General features: G+C 73.9%; 20 protein-coding genes and 1 tRNA gene. 7 read left to right on the top strand and 14 right to left on the bottom strand.

What is annotated here, in order from left to right:
• Positions 1-240 precede the first annotated feature (240 nt).
• Together O7542_RS17215 and O7542_RS17220 are read right to left on the bottom strand one after the other, a co-directional pair.
• Positions 241-312: transfer RNA gene (locus tag O7542_RS17215), tRNA-Val, on the bottom strand.
• A 50-nt stretch (positions 313-362) separates the two neighbouring features.
• Positions 363-902: a TIGR02611 family protein gene (locus O7542_RS17220; protein WP_176722870.1), complete on the bottom strand. Its 540-nt coding sequence runs from the start codon at positions 900-902 to the stop codon at positions 363-365.
• Positions 903-1,176: 274 nt separating this feature from the next.
• Here O7542_RS17220 and O7542_RS17225 point away from each other — a divergent pair, with 274 nt between their 5' ends.
• Positions 1,177-1,608 (top strand): SsgA family sporulation/cell division regulator, encoded by a 432-nt coding sequence (locus tag O7542_RS17225; RefSeq protein WP_007457244.1) that lies wholly within the window; start codon positions 1,177-1,179, stop codon positions 1,606-1,608.
• 72 nt (positions 1,609-1,680) lie between these two features.
• Here O7542_RS17225 and O7542_RS17230 read toward each other — a convergent pair whose 3' ends face one another.
• Complete coding sequence (locus O7542_RS17230) at positions 1,681-2,457, bottom strand: glucose 1-dehydrogenase (RefSeq protein ID WP_043325516.1); 777 nt, start codon at positions 2,455-2,457, stop codon at positions 1,681-1,683.
• Positions 2,458-2,615: 158 nt separating this feature from the next.
• On the opposite strand from O7542_RS17230, the gene O7542_RS17235 reads away from it, so the two are divergent.
• Both O7542_RS17235 and O7542_RS17240 read left to right on the top strand, forming a co-directional pair.
• The gene (locus O7542_RS17235; protein WP_166457098.1) at positions 2,616-3,530 is read left to right on the top strand and encodes an AraC family transcriptional regulator; all 915 of its coding nucleotides are present in this window, start codon (positions 2,616-2,618) and stop codon (positions 3,528-3,530) included.
• 7 nt (positions 3,531-3,537) lie between these two features.
• A complete protein-coding gene (locus O7542_RS17240; protein WP_013284925.1) occupies positions 3,538-3,993 on the top strand; it encodes an Rrf2 family transcriptional regulator in 456 nt (151 codons plus the stop codon).
• A gap of 1 nt (position 3,994) precedes the next feature.
• Here O7542_RS17240 and O7542_RS17245 read toward each other — a convergent pair whose 3' ends face one another.
• The 7 genes from O7542_RS17245 to O7542_RS17275 form a co-directional block, all read right to left on the bottom strand.
• Positions 3,995-4,606: a malonic semialdehyde reductase gene (locus O7542_RS17245; RefSeq protein WP_281604888.1), complete on the bottom strand. Its 612-nt coding sequence runs from the start codon at positions 4,604-4,606 to the stop codon at positions 3,995-3,997.
• Positions 4,603-5,166, bottom strand: coding sequence for a flavin reductase family protein (locus tag O7542_RS17250; RefSeq protein ID WP_043325522.1), 564 nt, complete (start codon positions 5,164-5,166; stop codon positions 4,603-4,605). Before O7542_RS17250 ends, O7542_RS17245 begins: the two co-directional genes overlap by 4 nt.
• Positions 5,163-6,497, bottom strand: coding sequence for an LLM class flavin-dependent oxidoreductase (locus tag O7542_RS17255; RefSeq protein WP_281604889.1), 1,335 nt, complete (start codon positions 6,495-6,497; stop codon positions 5,163-5,165). Before O7542_RS17255 ends, O7542_RS17250 begins: the two co-directional genes overlap by 4 nt.
• An 11-nt stretch (positions 6,498-6,508) precedes the next feature.
• Complete coding sequence (locus O7542_RS17260; RefSeq protein ID WP_281604890.1) at positions 6,509-7,360, bottom strand: ABC transporter permease; 852 nt, start codon at positions 7,358-7,360, stop codon at positions 6,509-6,511.
• A complete protein-coding gene (locus tag O7542_RS17265; RefSeq protein WP_281604891.1) occupies positions 7,353-8,171 on the bottom strand; it encodes an ABC transporter ATP-binding protein in 819 nt (272 codons plus the stop codon). Before O7542_RS17265 ends, O7542_RS17260 begins: the two co-directional genes overlap by 8 nt.
• On the bottom strand, positions 8,168-9,196 hold the full coding sequence (locus O7542_RS17270) for an ABC transporter substrate-binding protein (RefSeq protein WP_104114503.1): 1,029 nt from the start codon (positions 9,194-9,196) through the stop codon (positions 8,168-8,170). The genes O7542_RS17265 and O7542_RS17270 overlap by 4 nt, the downstream gene beginning before the upstream one ends.
• 135 nt (positions 9,197-9,331) lie before the next feature.
• On the bottom strand, positions 9,332-9,472 hold the full coding sequence (locus O7542_RS17275) for a putative leader peptide (RefSeq protein WP_157539073.1): 141 nt from the start codon (positions 9,470-9,472) through the stop codon (positions 9,332-9,334).
• A gap of 201 nt (positions 9,473-9,673) precedes the next feature.
• On the opposite strand from O7542_RS17275, the gene O7542_RS17280 reads away from it, so the two are divergent.
• Positions 9,674-9,847, top strand: a complete 174-nt coding sequence (locus tag O7542_RS17280; RefSeq protein ID WP_064498970.1) for a DUF4236 domain-containing protein — start codon at positions 9,674-9,676, stop codon at positions 9,845-9,847.
• A 114-nt stretch (positions 9,848-9,961) separates the two neighbouring features.
• On the top strand, positions 9,962-10,480 hold the full coding sequence (locus O7542_RS17285) for a potassium channel family protein (protein WP_064447224.1): 519 nt from the start codon (positions 9,962-9,964) through the stop codon (positions 10,478-10,480).
• On the opposite strand, the gene O7542_RS17290 is transcribed toward O7542_RS17285, so the two are convergent.
• Both O7542_RS17290 and O7542_RS17295 read right to left on the bottom strand, forming a co-directional pair.
• Positions 10,446-11,348: a hypothetical protein gene (locus tag O7542_RS17290; RefSeq protein ID WP_064447223.1), complete on the bottom strand. Its 903-nt coding sequence runs from the start codon at positions 11,346-11,348 to the stop codon at positions 10,446-10,448. The two genes, O7542_RS17285 and O7542_RS17290, sit on opposite strands and share 35 nt — an antisense overlap.
• Before the next feature lie 48 nt (positions 11,349-11,396).
• Positions 11,397-11,918 carry a VOC family protein gene (locus O7542_RS17295; RefSeq protein ID WP_043325531.1) on the bottom strand — a complete coding sequence of 174 codons (522 nt, stop codon included), beginning with the start codon at positions 11,916-11,918 and terminating at the stop codon, positions 11,397-11,399.
• Positions 11,919-11,968: 50 nt separating this feature from the next.
• Between O7542_RS17295 and O7542_RS17300 the strand changes: the two genes are divergently transcribed.
• Both O7542_RS17300 and O7542_RS17305 read left to right on the top strand, forming a co-directional pair.
• Positions 11,969-12,439, top strand: a complete 471-nt coding sequence (locus tag O7542_RS17300) for a MarR family transcriptional regulator (protein ID WP_043330503.1) — start codon at positions 11,969-11,971, stop codon at positions 12,437-12,439.
• Between the two features lie 48 nt (positions 12,440-12,487).
• On the top strand, positions 12,488-14,086 hold the full coding sequence (locus O7542_RS17305) for a tetratricopeptide repeat protein (protein WP_281604892.1): 1,599 nt from the start codon (positions 12,488-12,490) through the stop codon (positions 14,084-14,086).
• A 4-nt stretch (positions 14,087-14,090) separates the two neighbouring features.
• On the opposite strand, the gene O7542_RS17310 is transcribed toward O7542_RS17305, so the two are convergent.
• A complete protein-coding gene (locus O7542_RS17310; RefSeq protein WP_069089432.1) occupies positions 14,091-15,494 on the bottom strand; it encodes a HAMP domain-containing sensor histidine kinase in 1,404 nt (467 codons plus the stop codon).
• Positions 15,491-16,147 (bottom strand): response regulator transcription factor, encoded by a 657-nt coding sequence (locus O7542_RS17315; RefSeq protein WP_043325535.1) that lies wholly within the window; start codon positions 16,145-16,147, stop codon positions 15,491-15,493. Before O7542_RS17315 ends, O7542_RS17310 begins: the two co-directional genes overlap by 4 nt.
• Between the last annotated feature and the right edge of the window lie 41 nt (positions 16,148-16,188).

Genomic DNA, 16,188 nt, shown 5'->3' on the forward strand with positions numbered 1-16,188 from the left:
TCGACCGCCCATTGCTACGTAGCCGCAGCTCCGTAGCCGCTGCCCACAGCGCATCAGGGCCTGCGACGATTCTGAAGCGGAGGGAACTGGCGTCGGCGAGACGGCCGAGCCGACCCGCTGGCATGACTCCAGATGCGGCTTACGCCTTGGCGAAGAGTTCGCTGACCATCTGCTGACGCCGCTGCTGTACGCAAGCAGAAAGGCCACCTCCCGAAGCCGGGAAGTGGCCTTTGACCTGCGTGGGCGATACTGGGATCGAACCAGTGACCTCTTCGGTGTGAACGAAGCGCTCTCCCGCTGAGCTAATCGCCCTCAGCGCGCATGACTCTACCCGATCACCCGCCCGGACCAAAAACCGGCCCTCAGTGCGTCGCGAGGTAGTGCAGCGCCTGCGCCACGACGTCGATGCCGAGGCTGTACTTGAGTGACAGCCACACCACGACGGACACGAACACGAGCCCGACCGCGCCCAACACGAAACGCACTCCCAGTGACTGCCGCTTCACCCACTGCGTCCAGGAGTTGACGTGCCGGCGGGTGAACGCGAGCAGCCGTCGCGCCCAGTGGAACTCGACGGCCCAGACGCCGAGGCCGGCGATGACCAGCAGCCAGCCGGGCCCGGGCAGCGGGATCAGCGCGATGCCGACGGTGACCACGATCGCGCCGAGGATGCCGATGAAGATCTTCAGGGCGACGCGGCCGGTGGGGTTGGCGCGGATGAGTTCGAGGGTGGTGTGCAGGCGCAGCCGCCAGCCACGTCGGCGCCGGCGCTGCTCCGTGAGAGTGCCTCGCGACCGCCCTTCCACAGGCACCTCGTACCCCCGACTTTCGGCTGCTCGGGCCGCACCTTTCGGCGATTCGGCCGTGGTCCGCGACGTCACCGACCCGCCCCCCGTGACCATTTCCACCCCCAGTGTCGCGCGGGACCGTCACCCCTGCTGACGACTGGACGTTACCGGAGTAAGTCGACGACTGAACCACCCGTTGCCGGGCGGGACGACGGAGTGGGCGGAACCGGAAATTCTACGCGGGGCCGAGTGGTTCCCGGGGGCTTTCCGAACCCCTTCCCACCACTGGGTGAAGTCAGCGTATGGCGGAGCGTAGCCAGGAGCAGCACCTGAGTATGGGAAAAGCGGGACACGCGCGTTCCGCAGCGGTGCCGGGGGGAGAACGTCCATGAGTGTCATCCGACCGACGACCGTAGAGGTCGAGACGTCGCTAAGGCTCGTCGCGCCTGACGCCACCGCCTTGCCGGTGCGTGCCAGTCTGCGTTACGACCCTGCTGACCCGTATGCGGTCCATGTCCTGTTCCACGCCGAGTCCGCCGGTGGCGAGGCGGTGAGCTGGTCGTTCGCACGCGAACTGCTGGTCACCGGGCTCGACGAGCCGGCCGGCATCGGTGATGTGCGGGTCTGGCCGTGGGCCACACCGCGCGGCGACTTCGTCGCGCTCGCGCTGTCGTCCCCGGACGGCAACGCCCTGTTCGAGGTTCCGCGCAGCGTGCTGGTGCGCTTCCTGCGCCGGACCTACGTCGTCGTCCCGCGCGGCCGTGAGGCCGAGCACCTGGACGTCGACACCGCGGTGAACCGGCTGCTCGCCGGTCGCTGACACGGCAACACCCGGGGCCGCGCGGATCTGCCGAGTCCGCGCGGCCCCGGGCCGTCTTCACCGGGATACGCCTCAGCCGCGCGTGGTGATTCCGCCGTCGACCGGGATGACCGCGCCGGTCAGGTACGCGCCGGCGCGCGACGCCAGGTAGATCGCCGTGCCCGCCATGTCCTCGGGTCGCCCGATCCGGCCCAGCGGGACCTGCTGCTCGATCGCCGAGCGCGACTCCGGGTCGTCGAGCGCGAACGCCATCATCTTGCTCTCGAACGGGCCGGGCGCGATCGCGTTGACGGTGATCCGCTCGCCGGCGAGCTGGTGGGCGAGGCTGCGGGTGAGCATGTGCACGGCGGCCTTGGTGGCCGAGTACGCGTACACCTCCATCCACGGCACCCGGATGCCGTCGACCGAGCCGATGTTGATCACGCGGGCCGGGTCGTCGGCGCCGGCCGCGGCGCGCAGTTGCGGCAGCAGCGCGGTGGTGAGCCGGAAGACGGCCTTGACGTTGACCGCCCAAAGCTTGTCGAAGGCGCCCTCCGGGTACTCCTCCAACGGCGCGCCCCAGGTGGCGCCCGCGTTGTTCACCAGTACGTGCAGCCGGTCGTGGCGTTCCCGCACGGCTTCGGCGAGCGCCAGCGCGCCCGCGTCGCTGCCGAGGTCGGCCGGGATCGCCTCGCAGTGCCCTTCGGCGGAGAGTTCCTTGGCGACCGACTCGCACACGTCGGCCTTGCGCGAGGAGATGATCACCTTTGCGCCGGCCCGTACGAAGCCCCGCGCGATCATCAGCCCGATCCCCCGCGAACCGCCGGTGACCAGCACCGTCTTGCCGTCGACCGAGAACAGTTCCGTCATGCTCATCCCATCGCCGTCGCCCGGCCGGGGGCCGGTCGGCCGACCCGGGGCTTACCGATCGGTAACCTAACCGTCGGCCGTGCGTGCCGACAAGACCGCCCCGTGCGGGCGAAACCGTCGAGATGCAACGTGCGGCCGGGCCGGTTACCGTCGGGGAGATGGTCACTACCGGTCAGCCCTCCCCGGCCACCCGCACCGGCCCGCCGGAGCCGCGCCCCGGCGCCGACGAGATCCTCACCGGTGCGCTCGACGACCTCGCCGCCGAGCCCGGCTGGCCCCGGCCGGTCCTGCTCGACCGCGACGTGCTGATCCTGGTCACCCACGGTCACGGCACCGCCGAGCTGGACTTCCGGCCGGTGCCCTGCCGGCCCGGCACGCTGCTGCGCGCGTACCCCGGTCAGGTGTTGCGGTGCGTCGGCGCGCAGCTCGACGCGACAGTGGTGAGCTGGCGGCCGGACGCGCTGGCCGGCCTCGACGTCGATCCGGAGGCGGTGCCCGCCCACCGTCAGCTCGCCGGTGAGGACGAGGACGCGGTGATCAGCGAGGTGAGTCAGCTCGCGGTGGACGCCGAACGGCACGCGATGGTGCCGCCCGCCGCGGCGCTGCTGCGTCACCAGCTCGCGGTGCTGCTGCTGCGGCTGAGCCTGCTGCCGCATCCGGAGAACGGTGCCGCGCCGCGGGCCGAGACCGACACGTTCCGGCGGCTGTGCCGCGAGGTGGAACGCGGCTACCGGCACACCCGCCGGGTCGAGGACTACGCCGCCCAGCTGGGCTGTTCGGTGCGTACGCTGACCCGGGCCTGCCTGGCGGTGACCGGGCGCAGCGCCAAGCAGGTCATCGACGAGCGGGTCGCGTTGCAGGCGTGCCGGCTGCTGGCCGCCACCGACGAGTCGATCGCCCGGATCGGCCGGGACCTGGGTTTTCCCGAGCCGACGAACTTCGGCCGCTTCTTCACCCGGGAGGTCGGGGTGAGCCCGGGCACGTTCCGGGCCAACCGGGAACGGCCGCTGCCAGTCCGTCTGGTGCGACCCCGGCCGCCCGCCGACTCCCCCGCACCCACCGGCCAGGCATGATGGCACTGTGCAGATCTCCGCGCGCGGCGACTACGCGGTCCGGGCAGCCCTGAGCCTGGCCACCGCGTACCCCACCCTGCTGTCCACCCAGGCCATCGCGGCGGAGCAGGACATGCCGCGCAAGTTCCTCGAGGCGGTCCTGGCCGACCTGCGCCGGGCCGGGGTCGTCCGGGCCCAGCGCGGCGCCGAGGGCGGCTACACGCTGGCCCGGCCGCCGCGCGAGATCACCATCGGGCACGTGTTGCGCGCCGTCGACGGCCCGCTCGCCGGGGTACGCGGGCTGCGCCCCGAGGAGACGCGGTACGAGGGGGCGGCGGAGAACCTGCCCCGCCTCTGGGTGGCGGTACGCGCCTCGGTGCGCCGCGTGGTCGACGAGGTGAGCCTGGACGAGCTGGTCAGCGGCCGGCTGCCGGCGCACGTGCGGAAGCTGACCGCGCAGCCGGACGCGTGGGAGCCGCGCTGACTCACAGCGTGCCGACCACCTCCTCGTAGGGCAGGCGCGGCAGCCGTTCCCGCCAGGCGTCCGGCGCCGGGCGGCCGATGTTCATCAGCAGCAGCACCCGGTGCCGCCCGCCGGGGAAGAACTCCCGCTCCACAGCGGCCGTGTCGAATCCGGCCATCGGTCCGGCGGCCAGCCCGGCGGCGCGTACCCCGACCAGCAGGTAGCCGATCTGGAGCGCGGCGTTGAACCGGGCCTGGGCCTCCCGGCCGGCCGGGTCGCCGGTGAACCAGTCGCGGGCGCCGGGGCGGTGCGGGAACAGCTCGGGCAGCCGGTCGTGCCAGTCCACGTCGGCGGCGAGCACGGCGGTCAGCGGCGCGGTCGCCGTCTTGTCCCGGTTGCCGGCGCTGACGTACGGCAGCAGCCGCGCCCGGGCCGCCGTCGAGCGCAGCAGCAGCACCCGCAGCGGCTGGGCGTTCATCGCGGTCGGGCCGTACCGGACCAGGTCGTGGATGGCGCGTACCTGCTCGTCGCCGACCGGTTCGTCGGTGAACGCGTTGGCCGTGCGGGCCGCCCGGAACAGCAGGTCCTGGGCGGCCCGGTCGAGCGCGATCAGCTCGTCGGCGGCGGTGGTCACCACGCCTCGGGCCAGTCGCCGAGCGTGGTGGTGTAGCCGCCGCGGTGGTGCAGCAGCGGGTCGCCGTCCTCGCCCGCGCCGAGCGCGAGCGGCTCGCCGAGCAGGATGGTGTGGTCGCCGGCCTCGATCCGGCGCACGACCCGGCACAGCAGCACGGCGAGCGCGTCGCCGATCAGCGGCACGCCGAACGGCCCGGTGGTCCAGCCCGGGTGGGCGCTGAACCGGTCGATGCCGCTGGTGGCGAAGATCTGCGCGATCTCCTGCTGGCCGGAGGCGAGCAGGTGCACGGCGACGTGCTCGGCCTGCTCGACTGTGGGCCAGCTCGACGAGGCGCGGCCCAGGCAGACCGAGACCAGCGGCGGGTCGAGCGACACCGACGTGAACGAGGTGGCGGTGAAGCCGGCCGGCGGCAGGTCCGGCCGCATCCGGTTGCCGCGCAGGCCGGGGGTGGTGACCACGGTGACGGTGGACGCCTGGCGGCGCAGCAGGCCGCGGAACGAGTCGACGTCGACCGGGCGCAGCTCGACCGTTCCGGCACCGGGCCGGTCCACGGTGGTCACGACGCCACCAGCTCACGGGTCGCGTAGACGCTGGCCGGCCGGGGCAGCCCGTAGTGCTCGCGCAGCGTGCGCCCGGTGTACGCGGACCGGAACAGCCCGCGCCGGCGCAGCAGTGGTACGACGTGGTCCACGAAGTCCTCCAGTCCGTCGGGGAGCAGCGGTGGCATGACGTTGAAGCCGTCGGCGGCGCCCTGGGTGAACCAGAGCTCGATCTGGTCGGCGATCTGTTCCGGGGTGCCGACCACGACGCGGTGGCCGCGTCCGCCGCCGAGGCGGCCGATGAGCTGGCGCAGGGTGAGCCGTTCCCGGCGGGCCAGCTCGACGACGAGCTGGTAGCGGCTCTGGTGCGACTGCACGGTGCCGGCGTCGGGCAGGTCCGGCAGCGGGCTGTCCAGCGGCAGCCCGCTCAGGTCAAGCCCGGTCATGCCGGAGAGCTGGGCGAGCGCGTGCTCGGGCACGATCAGGGCCTCCAGTTCGTCGGCGAGGTCGCGGGCCTCCTTCTCGGTACCCCCGAGGACCGGCGCGATACCGGGCAGCACCTTGACCAGTTCGGGATCACGTCCGGCGTCGGCGGTGGCCCGTTTCAGCGCGGCGTAGAACGCCTGGCCGTCGGCGAGCGTCTGCTGGGCGGTGAACACGGCCTCGGCGTACCGGGCGGCGAACGCGATCCCGTCGGCGGACGAGCCGGCCTGCACCAGCAGCGGCCGGCCCTGCGGCGGGCGGGGCGTGTTCAGCGGCCCGCGGACCCGGAACCGCTCCCCGGCGTGGTCGATCTCGTGCACCCGGGTGGTGTCGGCGAAGACGCCCGCGGCGGTGTCCAGGACCAGCGCGTCGTCCTCCCAGCTGTCCCAGAGCTTGATCGCCACGTCGACGTACTCGGCGGCCCGCCGGTAGCGGTCGGCGTGCGCCGGGTGGTCGTCGAGGTTGAAGTTGCGGGCCTCCCGGGCCTGGGCGGAGGTGACGATGTTCCAGCCGGCCCGGCCACCGCTGAGGTGGTCCAGCGAGGCGAACGCGCGGGCCAGGTTGAACGGCTCGGTGTACGTGGTGGAGGCGGTGGCGATCAGGCCGATGTGCTCGGTCGCGGTGGCGATCGCGGCGAGCAGCGTGAGCGGCTCGAAGACGGCCTGGATGTTGTGGCGTACGGCCGGTCCGACGGCGAGCCCGTCGGCGAGGAACACCGAGTCGAGCGTGCCCCGCTCGGCGATGCGGGCCAGGTTCTGGAAGTGGCGGACGTCGGCGAGGCGGTCCGGGTCGGCGCGGGGGTGCCGCCAGGCCGCCTCGTGGTGGCCGACACCCATCAGGAAGGCGTTGAGGTGCAGGGTCCGGGACATGGCGATTCCTCTCAGGCGGTGGTGACGTCGACGCGCCAGGTGGAGAAGCGGCGTTCCCCGGCGACGAGGAGCTGGTTGACCACCAGCCCGATGGCGGAGATGGTGATGATCCCGGCGTACATGTCGGGGATCGCGAAGTTGTACTGCGCGTAGTTCACGAGGTAGCCGAGCCCGGCCTTGGCGCCGACCATCTCGGCGGCGACGAGCACCAGGATCGAGTACGCCCCGGCGAGCCGGACGCCGGTGAACACGGTCGGCACGGCCGCCGGCAGGATCACCTTCTGGAACAGCCGCAGGTGGTTGAGCCCCATCGAGCGGGCCGAGCGGATCAGCAGCGGGTCGACGCCCTTCACGCCGGCAACGGTGTTGAGCAGGATCGGCCAGGAGCAGGCGTAGACCACCAGGGCGATCTTCGACGTCTCGCCGAGCCCGAGGATGAGCACGAAGACCGGCAGCAGCGCCAGCGCGGCGGTGTTGCGGAACACCTCCAGCAGCGGGCTGAGCAGGTCCGCGAGCGGCCGGTACCAGCCGATCAGCAGGCCGAGCGGGATGGCGGTGACCACCGCGAGCGCGAGGCCGGTCAACGAGCGGGTGAGGCTCGCGCCGACGTGGTCGGCGAGCTGGCCGGTGCGCAGCAGCTCCCACCAGGCGGCGAGCACCTCGGACAGCGGCGGCAGGAAGACCCGGTCGACCAGCCCGGCGCGGGGCGCCGTCTCCCAGATCACGGCCAGCGCCAGCAGCGCGGCGCTGCGGTGCAGCGCCCGGCCGCCGAGGCCGAGCAGGCGTCCGGGCCGGCGGGGCGCGACGGCCGGGGCGGGCGGGGCGGCCACCGGCCGGGCCGGTGGTGCGGCGACGTCAACCAACGCGGTCCTCCTCGCGTACGGCGGACTGCGCGGCGCGTACCTCGTCGCGCAGCAGCGTCCAGATCTGGTGCCGGTGGTGGCGGAACGCGCCGGTGGAGCGGACGTCCTCCTCGGCCTCCCGGTCGCCCAGCTCGATGTCGATGACCTGCTTGATCCGGCCGGGCCGGGACGTCATCACGGCGACCCGCTGACCGAGGTGCACCGCTTCGTCGATGCCGTGCGTGATGAACACGATCGTCTTGCCGGTGGCCTGCCAGATCCGCACCAGCTCGTCCTGCAGCGAGTCGCGGGTCTGCGCGTCGAGCGCGGCGAACGGCTCGTCCATCAGCAGCACGTCCGGGTCGTACGCGAGGCTGCGGGCGATGGCGACGCGCTGCTTCATGCCGCCGGACAGCTCGTGCGGGTAGCGGTCGGCGAAGCCGGTGAGCCCGACGAGGTCGAGGTGGTACGCGACCCGCTCGGCGCGCTCGGCGCGGGGCAGGCCCTTGGCCTCGAGTCCGAACGCGACGTTGCCGGCGGCGGTGCGCCAGGGCAGCAGCGCGTACTGCTGGAAGACGATGCCCCGGTCCAGGCCGGGCCCGGTGACCGGGCGGCCGTCCACGAGCACCTGCCCGGCGGTCGGGGTGGCCAGCCCGCCGAGCAGGTCGAGCAGTGTGGACTTGCCGCAGCCGCTGGGGCCGACGACGACGAGGAACTCGCCGGGGCGTACCCCGAGGGTGAGGTCGTCGAGCGCGGTGACCGCGCCGCCGCTGCCACGCCGGCCCGGGAAGACCTTGCGCACCCGGTCGAAGAGGATCTTGTCGGTGCTCACGCGCCACCACCGGGGGTCGCAGCGGCGTTGAACCGGTTGGTGTAGAGGTCGGACGGTTTCGGCCGCTCGCCCTTGAGTTCGCCGGTGTCGGCCAGCCAGTCGATCCAGGTGGCGAACTCCCGGTCGGTGATGAGGCCGCCGGGTTCGGCGACGCCGCTGGACTTCCAGTACTCGACGAGCGTGGTGTCCTCGTTGCGTCCGCGCTTGGCGATGATCGCCTTGAGCCGGGCCACCACCGTCTCGCGCGGCTGGGTGCGCGCCCACTCGATCGCCTTGCCCACCGCGGTGACGAACGTCCGGACGGTGTCCGGGTTACGGGTGAGGAAGTCGTCGCGGAAGACGTAGCTGCCGGCGCTGAACGCGCCGAGCAGTTCGTAGTCGGTGAAGACGGTGCGGATGCCGCCGTTCGCGACCGCCTTGTCGCGGATCACGCCGCCGAGCACGGCGACGTCGATCTGCCGGGCGCGCAGCGACTGTTCGGTGTTGACCGGCGGCAGCGCGACCAGCTCGACAGTGGCGATCTCGGCGGCGGTGAGGCCGCCCCGGGCCAGCCAGGTACGCAGAACGGCCTCGGCGTGCGCGCCGAGCGTGTTCATGCCGACCCGCTTGCCGATCAGGTCGCGCGGGCCGCGGATCGGGCTGCCGTCGAGCACGTAGTAGCCCTGGAACGTCTGTGCGTCGGAGCCGTAGTAGCTGACCACCGCGGTGATCGGGGCGTTGGCGGCCTGGAGCTTGACGATCGCGCCGTTGAACGCGCCGCCGAAGTCGCTCTGGCCGGTGGCGGTGGCCTGGATGTCGGCCGGGCCGCCGGTGACGTTGCCGATCCAGTTGAGTTTGACGTCACCGAGGTAGCCGAGGTCGGCGGCGAGTTCGGGGAGGGTCACCTGGCCCACCGAACCCTGGTAGCGCAGTTCCTTGGTCTGTGCGCCGGCGGCGGCGTCGGCGCCGCACGCGGTGGCGGTGGTGAGGGCGAGCAGGGCGACGGCGGCGGTGAGGGCACGCCGCGGTGATCGGGTCGAGGGCATGGCGGAGTCTCCTGATCTGTCCACGATGCGGTGGAGGGGGCCCGCGCGGGGCCGGGGAGCACGCCGTGCCGCGCCGGGCCACGGTGCGCCGGCTGCGGGAACGGACGGGCGGAGAGGGAACGACGAGCGCTCGGCTCAACAGAGCGCGCTCGCGTGCCGGACCAGGTCGACGTGCACGCGAGCGGTGAGGAGAAGCTCGTCCCGCTGCGACATGCCCTCATGCTGCCGACCGTTCTCCACGCCGGTCAATGCCCTTCCATTCAGTGAGACTTTCATCGCTGGCTTTGTTACGATCCGCCTCCACCAGCATTTACGACTCCTTAACACCTACCCGTTGGATAGAGATTTTGCCGGGCGGCAGTCCCACCGTCCAGAGCGGACCGGGCAGGGTTTCGCGAATCGTCGATCCGGGCATGTTCGATGCCGCGAAGGCACGCAGACGACTGCAGAGGCAGGGAGACGAAGGAGGCACCCCCGATGGGCGTCCAGTTCCGCAAGCGTAAGAAGTACGGGCCGCTGATCCTCCACTTCACCCAGAACGGCTTCTCGTCGTGGAGCATCAAGATCGGCCGCTGGTCCTGGAACTCGAACACCCGCGCCCACCGCGTGGACCTTCCGGGGCCACTGTCGTGGAAGCAGGACAAGGCCTGACCTTCCCAGGCGACGAGCGGGGTGCCGGCGACGTGCCGGCACCCCGCTCGTCGTCTGCGGGCCGGGTTCGCGGTTCCGCCCGCCACGGCGTCCCCGTGACCGGAGAATCGCCGCATGACGGACCTGTCCCTGCGGCGGATACGACGGCGGGCCGTGGCGGCCTGCGCGCTCATGCTGGTCGGCTACTTCCTCGTGCCGGTCGAGGCCGACCCGAACGGCCTGCGGCTGGCCCTGCGCTCGATCGGCACGGCGATCCTGGTGGCCGTGATCGCGTTCCTGGTCACCGGTCAGGTCCGCCGCCAGCTCGTCAAGGACCAGCCGACCGGCCGGGACGAGGACCGGGCGCTCACCCGGCTCGCGGTCGCGCTGATCGCCGGACTGCTGGTCTTCGCGCTCGGCGACTACGTGGTGGCGAACACCCGGCCCGGCGAGTTCGTCGGCCTGCGCACCCGGGTCGACGCGCTCTACTTCGCGCTGGCCACCCTCACCACTGTCGGCTACGGCGACGTACACGCCCAGGGCCAGATCGCCCGCATCGCGGTGTGCGCGCAGATGGTGTTCAGCATCGGTGTGGTCGCCACCGGAGCCTCGATAGTGGTCAAGCAGATGACCCAGCGTTCGGGGCGGCGCTGATCAGCACGTCCCCGCCGAGCCGGCCGTGCTCGGGATCGCGGGTCGCCGCGCCGGAGGCGAGCAGCGAGGCCAGCGCCCGGTTGGCGTCGGCGGCCCGGTAGACGGTCGCCGTGGTGGCGAAGCGGCGCAGCTCGGTGACCGTACGCGGACCGGAGCGGGCCAGCTCGGCCAGCAGTTCCCGGCGCAGTGGGCCGGGCTCGGGTTCGAGCGAGATGTCGAGCAGCCGCCCCTGCGGGTCGGCCGGGTCGCGGTAGCGCACCCCGGCGTACTCGTCGACCGCCCAGAGCGCCTCCTTGACCGTCTCCAGCCCCTTGTCGGAGCCGGTGGCGTAGCCGAGCAGCCGCGCCGGGGCGTCCCCGTCGGGCACCAGCTCGACCTCGGTGGCGAGCGGGAACCCGGCGGCGCTCAGCGCCGGGCGCAGCGACCGGCCGGGCACGGTGACCAGCAGCAGCTCGGCCGGGCGGCCGGACGCGGCGGCGGCGAGCAGGGCCGGGTCCGGGTCGGCGCCGTCGGCCACGGTGAGCAGCGGCGCGCCGGCCGCGCCCGCGGCCTTGAGCGCCACCGGCAGCCGGTCCGGTCCGCCGGGCACCAGGTGCACGGCGACGTCGGCCGGCAGCGCGGCCTCGGCGGCGCCGAGCCGCGTCGCCAGGTCGGTGCCGTCGTCGGCCACCACCAGCACGGTCAGCCGCCGCCCGCGCAGCCGGTCGGCGAACTCGGCCACCACCCGCAACGCCTCCTCCGCGCCGGTGGCGTCACCCCCGGCGTACGCGAGCGCGAGCGTGGCCCGCCGCGCCCGGTGCAGCGCGGCGGGGAGCCAGTGGTCGAGCTGGCGGACGAGCAGCTCGCGCAGGACGGCGTCGGTCGACATGGTGCCGTTTCTACCGCACGGCGCGGCGGGACCGGCCGTGAACCCCGCTCAGACCGGGACGGAGATGCCCACGCCGCCGCGGGTCTGCCCGCCGTAGCGCTGCCGCTCGCGGTCCAGGTCGAGCCGCCCGATGCGGGTACGCGCGGCCAGCGCGGCGTCGTCGAGCAGCTCGGCCGGGACGATCCAGACGATCTCGAACTCCAGCCCGTCCGGGTCGCGGCCGTAGAGGCTCTTGGTGGTGCCGTGGTCGGACGCGCCGACCAGCGCTCCGGCGGCGGCCAGCCGCTCGGCGGTGGCGCCCAGCTCGTCGAGCGTGTCCAGCTCCCAGGCCAGGTGGTAGAGGCCGACGGTGGCCCGGCCGGCCTGGGACGCCCCGGCCGCCGCGCCGATCTCGAACAGCCCGAGGTCGTGGTCGTTGGTGGAGTCGGGCGCCTGGAGGAACGCGGCGCCGCGGAAGCCCTCGGGCGTCATCGGGACCCGCCGGAAGCCCAGCACGTCGCGGTAGAAGGCGACGCTGCGCTCCAGGTCACTGACGTAGAGGACGGCGTGGTTGAGTCGGTGGATGCCCATGCCACCGACCGTACCCCGGTTTTGTTGAGCGTTCAACTATCGGCGCTATGATGGGCGTCATGACCCGGTGGCTGGACCCCGACGAGCAGCGGACCTGGCGCGCCTTCCTGACCGCCTCCCGGGCGCTGATGGACGCGCTCGACCGCGAGCTGCAACGCGACGCGGGCATGCCGCACGCGTACTACGAGATCCTGGTCCGCCTCTCCGAGGCCCCGGACCGGCGGCTGCGGATGAGCGAGCTGGCCGAGCTCACCGGCTCCTCGCGCAGCCGGCTCTCGCACGCCGCCGCCCGGCTGGAGGCGTCCGGGTGGATCCGCCGCGAGGACTGCCCCACCGACCGGCGCGGGCAGATCGCCGTGCTCACCGACACCGGCTTCGCCACCCTGGCCGCCGCCGCGCCCGGCCACGTCGAGGGGGTACGCCGGCACCTGTTCGACGCGCTCAGCCCGGCCCAGGTCGACCAGCTACGCCGGATCAGCGAGACGCTCGCCGACCACTTGACGGATTCGGGACCAAACTGATCCACTCCGGGTCTTGTACATACCGTCGCCGGACGAGCACGATGGGGCGTGTCCTCCGGCTTCGCTGACCTGACCGTCCAGGCGCACCAACTGGTGTCCGAAGGCGACCTCACCGGCGCGGAGCGGCTGCTCGCCGACGCGCTCAGCGACGCCGATCCCCGCCCCGACAACGCCTCCCCCGAGCTGGCCGAGGCGGCCGGACTCCAGGCCCGGGTGCTCGTCGCGCTCGGCGAGCCGCACTCCGCCCGCGGCTGGGCCGCGTTCGCGTACGCGGCCGCCACCCGGCTGTTCGGCCGCTCCGACGAGCGCACAGTCACCGCCGCCGCGACGCTCGCCGCGGTGCTGCACCGGGTCGGCAGCGACGCCCGGGCCGCCCGGCTCTACTCCGACGTCATCATCGAGCTGACCGCCCGCGACGGCCCGGAATCGCAGCGGGTGCTCGCCGCGCACGCCGACCTGGCCACCGTGGAGTACGCGCGCGGCCAGTGCGAGGTGGCGCGCGACCGGTTGCAGGACGCCTGGGAGCTGCACCGGGAGGTCTACGGCGACGGCCACCCCAGCGGCATCAAGATGCTGGCGAAGCTCGGCGCGATGGAACGCGACTGCGGCCGGTACGCCGAGGCGCACGAGCACCTGACGCTCGCCGAGGAGCTGTGCCGCCTGCACCTGGACCCCGACGACCCGCTCGCCGCCCAGGTGGCCGGGCTGGCCCGCGCCGCCGCCGACCCGGACCACGTCTGCCCCGCGCCCCCGCCCGCGCCCCCGCCCGCGCCCGCGCCCGAGCCGCCGCCCGCCCGCACCACGCCGGTGGTGCCCGCCGCGCGGGTCCCCCCGCAGGACGAAGGGCCGCACGACCTGCCGCCGTACAGCCCGCCCGCGCTGGACGAGCCGGTCGAGACGCCGCTCTACCACCCGCCCGGCCGGGCCGCCGAGACCGCGCACGTGCCGACGCCGCGTACCGCGCCCGACGCCGACGCGCTCGACGACTACCCGTGGCCGCCCGACGAGCCGGCCGACCAGCTGTGGCGCCCCGGCGCGGACCCGCTGCCGCCCACTGTGGTCGGGCTCACCGGCGACGAGCCGGACGGCGTACGCCGGGTGCCACCGGCCCCGCCCGAGCCGCCGTCGCGCTACCTGCCGGTGCACGTACCCCGGCCACCGGCCGCCGAGCGGCGCGCGCTGCCCTGGCTGCCGCTCGTGGTGCTCGGCGTGGTGGTGGCACTGCTGCTCGGCACCATCGCGGTGATCGCCGGGGTGTCCCGGGTGGACGACCGCCGCGACACCCCGCCACCGGCCACCGGCGCACCGGCGTCCAGCGCGCCGCCGCCCACCTCCGCCGGTCCCGCGCCGTCCACTCCCGCCGCCGCCAAGCCCGGTACCCCGCCCGGCAGCTTCACGCTCACCGACCGCCGCGACAGCATCGTGCTGAGCTGGACGTACCCGCCGGGCGCGGAAGGACCGGTGGTGGTCGCCGGCGGCCGTGCCGGGCAGCCGCAGGGCACGTTCGCCACGCTGCCCGCCGGGTCGGCCGACTACATCGCCTACGGGCTCGACCGCACCACCGACTACTGCTTCACCGTCGCGCTCGTGTGGTCCACCGACACCGTCGCGCGCACCGGCCCGGTCTGCACCAAGCGCCGCCGCTGACCGTTCACTCCGCGTCCGGCTCGGCCAGCGCGGGCAGCCGTACCGTCGCCCGCAGCCCCGGCGCGGCGGCGCCGGGCGTCGCGTCGGCCAGCTCCACCGCGCCGCCGGCCCGGCGCACCAGCTCACGCACGATCGCCAGGCCCAGGCCCGCGCCGCCCGCGTCGCGGGCCCGCGCGTCGTCGAGCCGGGTGAACCGGGCGAACACCCGCTCCCGGTCCGCCGCCGGGACGCCCGGCCCGTCGTCGGTCACCGTGACCAGGTGGTACGCCCCGTCCGGCCCGCTCACGGCCAGCTCCACGCCGGTACGCGCGTGCCGCAGCGCGTTGTCCACCAGGTTCACCAGCACCCGGCGCAACTCCCCCGCGTCCCCCTCGACCCACAGCGGCCCGTCCGGGAGCGTCAGCCGCAGCGGCGGCGACGGGTAGCGGGCCGCCACCGCGCGCGCCAGCTCGCCCAGCTCCACCGGGCCCACCGGCGCCGGGCGGGCGTCCTGCTCGTCCAGCCGGGCCAGCAGCAGCAGGTCGTCCACCAGGCGGCTGAGCCGCTCGGTGTCGGCGAGCAGGTCGTCGGCGACCGCCGGCCAGTCGGTGTCGTCGCCGAGCCGCCGCGCCACCTCCAGCTCGGTACGCATGTTCGTCAGCGGGCTGCGCAGCTCGTGCGCGGCGTCGGCGACGAACGCCCGCTGCCGGTCCCGGGACGCGGCCAGCCGGTCCAGCATGTCGTTGAGCGTGACCGCGAGCCGGTGGATCTCGTCCTGCCCGGCCGGTACGGGCAGCCGCTCCGCCCCGGCCCGCCCGGTGATCTCGGCCGCGCCGCTGCGCAACTGCTCGACCGGTCGCAGCGTCGCGCCCACCACCCGCCAGGCCACCACCCCGAGCCCGGCCACCAGCAGCGGGAAGCCCACCAGCAGCAGGTTGCGGACCACGCGCAGGCTGTGCCGCACGTCGGTGAGCGACTTGGCGACCAGCACCGTACGCGGCTCCTGCGGCGTGCCGGCCGGCACCGTGACCACGCGGACCGGGCCGGGCATGCCGGCGCGCCGCCCGTCCACCACCAGCCGCTGCCGCTGCCCGGGCCGCAGCTCGTCCGGGCCGAGCATCGGCACCAGGCGGTCCGCGTCGATCGAGGCGGCCCGGATCCGGCCCTGAACGTCGACCACCTGCACCCGCAACTGCCCGCCGGCCACCGGCAGCGGGTCCGGCAGCGCGTCCTCGGCGGTGAGCAGCGCCACCGCGTCGGCGGTACGCAGCGCCTCCTCGTCCACCGAGCGCTGCAGCGTCCAGCCCAGCGCGCCGACCAGCAGCGTCCCGCCGAACGCGAACCCGACCGCCAGCCCCAGCACACCCAGCGCGAGCAGCCGGGCCCGCAGGCCGAGGCGCGGCAGCGGCCCGCGTACCCAGCGGCTCACGTGGCCAGCCGGTAGCCCGCGCCGCGTACCGTCTCCAGCCGCTCCCGGCCGATCTTGCGGCGCAGGTAGCCGACGTAGACCTCCACCGCGTTCGGGGCGGTGTCGACCGAGGCGTCCCAGACGTGGTCCAGCAGCTCGGTCTTGGAGACCACCTCGCCGGGGCGGCGCATCAGGTAGTCCAGCAGCGCGTACTCGCGACTGGTCAGCACCACCTCGGCGTCGGCCCGGGTGACCCGGCGGCGGGCCGGATCGAGGCGCAGGTCGCCGACGGTGAGCACGGTCGGCCGGCGGGGCGCGCCGCGACGCAGCAGCGCCCGCAGCCGGGCCAGCAGCACCACGTACGAGAAGGGCTTGGTCAGGTAGTCGTCGGCGCCGCAGTCCAGGCCGTCGGCCTGGTCGTACTCGCCGTCCTTGGCCGACAGCATCAGCACCGGCAGCCAGCGCTGCTCGGCGCGCAGCCGGCGCACCACCTCGTAGCCGGACAGGCCGGGCAGCATCACGTCGAGGATCATCGCGTCGTACTCGCCGTGCCGCGCCGCGTCCAGCCCGGCCGGGCCGGTCGCCGCCACGTCCACCGCGAAACCCTCCGCCGACAGACCACGGCGCAGCGCCGCCGCGAGCCGCGTCTCGTCCTCCACCACCAGCAACCGCACCGGTCCAGGGTGCCACCATGGGGTCACCCGTAGGGGATCTC

The organism is Micromonospora sp. WMMC264, assembly GCF_027497275.1.
GTDB classification, from domain to species: Bacteria; Actinomycetota; Actinomycetes; order Mycobacteriales; family Micromonosporaceae; genus Micromonospora; species Micromonospora chalcea.

What these genes read in the sequence shown, in the direction of transcription:
- O7542_RS17220 (WP_176722870.1), bottom strand. Translation starts at nt 902, where the DNA reads ATGGTCACGGGGGGCGGGTCGGTGACGTCGCGGACCACGGCCGAATCG.
- O7542_RS17225 (WP_007457244.1), top strand. Translation starts at nt 1,177, where the DNA reads ATGAGTGTCATCCGACCGACGACCGTAGAGGTCGAGACGTCGCTAAGG.
- O7542_RS17230 (WP_043325516.1), bottom strand. Translation starts at nt 2,457, where the DNA reads ATGACGGAACTGTTCTCGGTCGACGGCAAGACGGTGCTGGTCACCGGC.
- O7542_RS17235 (WP_166457098.1), top strand. Translation starts at nt 2,616, where the DNA reads ATGGTCACTACCGGTCAGCCCTCCCCGGCCACCCGCACCGGCCCGCCG.
- O7542_RS17255 (WP_281604889.1), bottom strand. Translation starts at nt 6,497, where the DNA reads ATGTCCCGGACCCTGCACCTCAACGCCTTCCTGATGGGTGTCGGCCAC.
- O7542_RS17270 (WP_104114503.1), bottom strand. Translation starts at nt 9,196, where the DNA reads ATGCCCTCGACCCGATCACCGCGGCGTGCCCTCACCGCCGCCGTCGCC.
- O7542_RS17275 (WP_157539073.1), bottom strand. Translation starts at nt 9,472, where the DNA reads ATGAAAGTCTCACTGAATGGAAGGGCATTGACCGGCGTGGAGAACGGT.
- O7542_RS17280 (WP_064498970.1), top strand. Translation starts at nt 9,674, where the DNA reads ATGGGCGTCCAGTTCCGCAAGCGTAAGAAGTACGGGCCGCTGATCCTC.
- O7542_RS17285 (WP_064447224.1), top strand. Translation starts at nt 9,962, where the DNA reads ATGACGGACCTGTCCCTGCGGCGGATACGACGGCGGGCCGTGGCGGCC.
- O7542_RS17290 (WP_064447223.1), bottom strand. Translation starts at nt 11,348, where the DNA reads ATGTCGACCGACGCCGTCCTGCGCGAGCTGCTCGTCCGCCAGCTCGAC.
- O7542_RS17295 (WP_043325531.1), bottom strand. Translation starts at nt 11,918, where the DNA reads ATGGGCATCCACCGACTCAACCACGCCGTCCTCTACGTCAGTGACCTG.
- O7542_RS17300 (WP_043330503.1), top strand. Translation starts at nt 11,969, where the DNA reads ATGGGCGTCATGACCCGGTGGCTGGACCCCGACGAGCAGCGGACCTGG.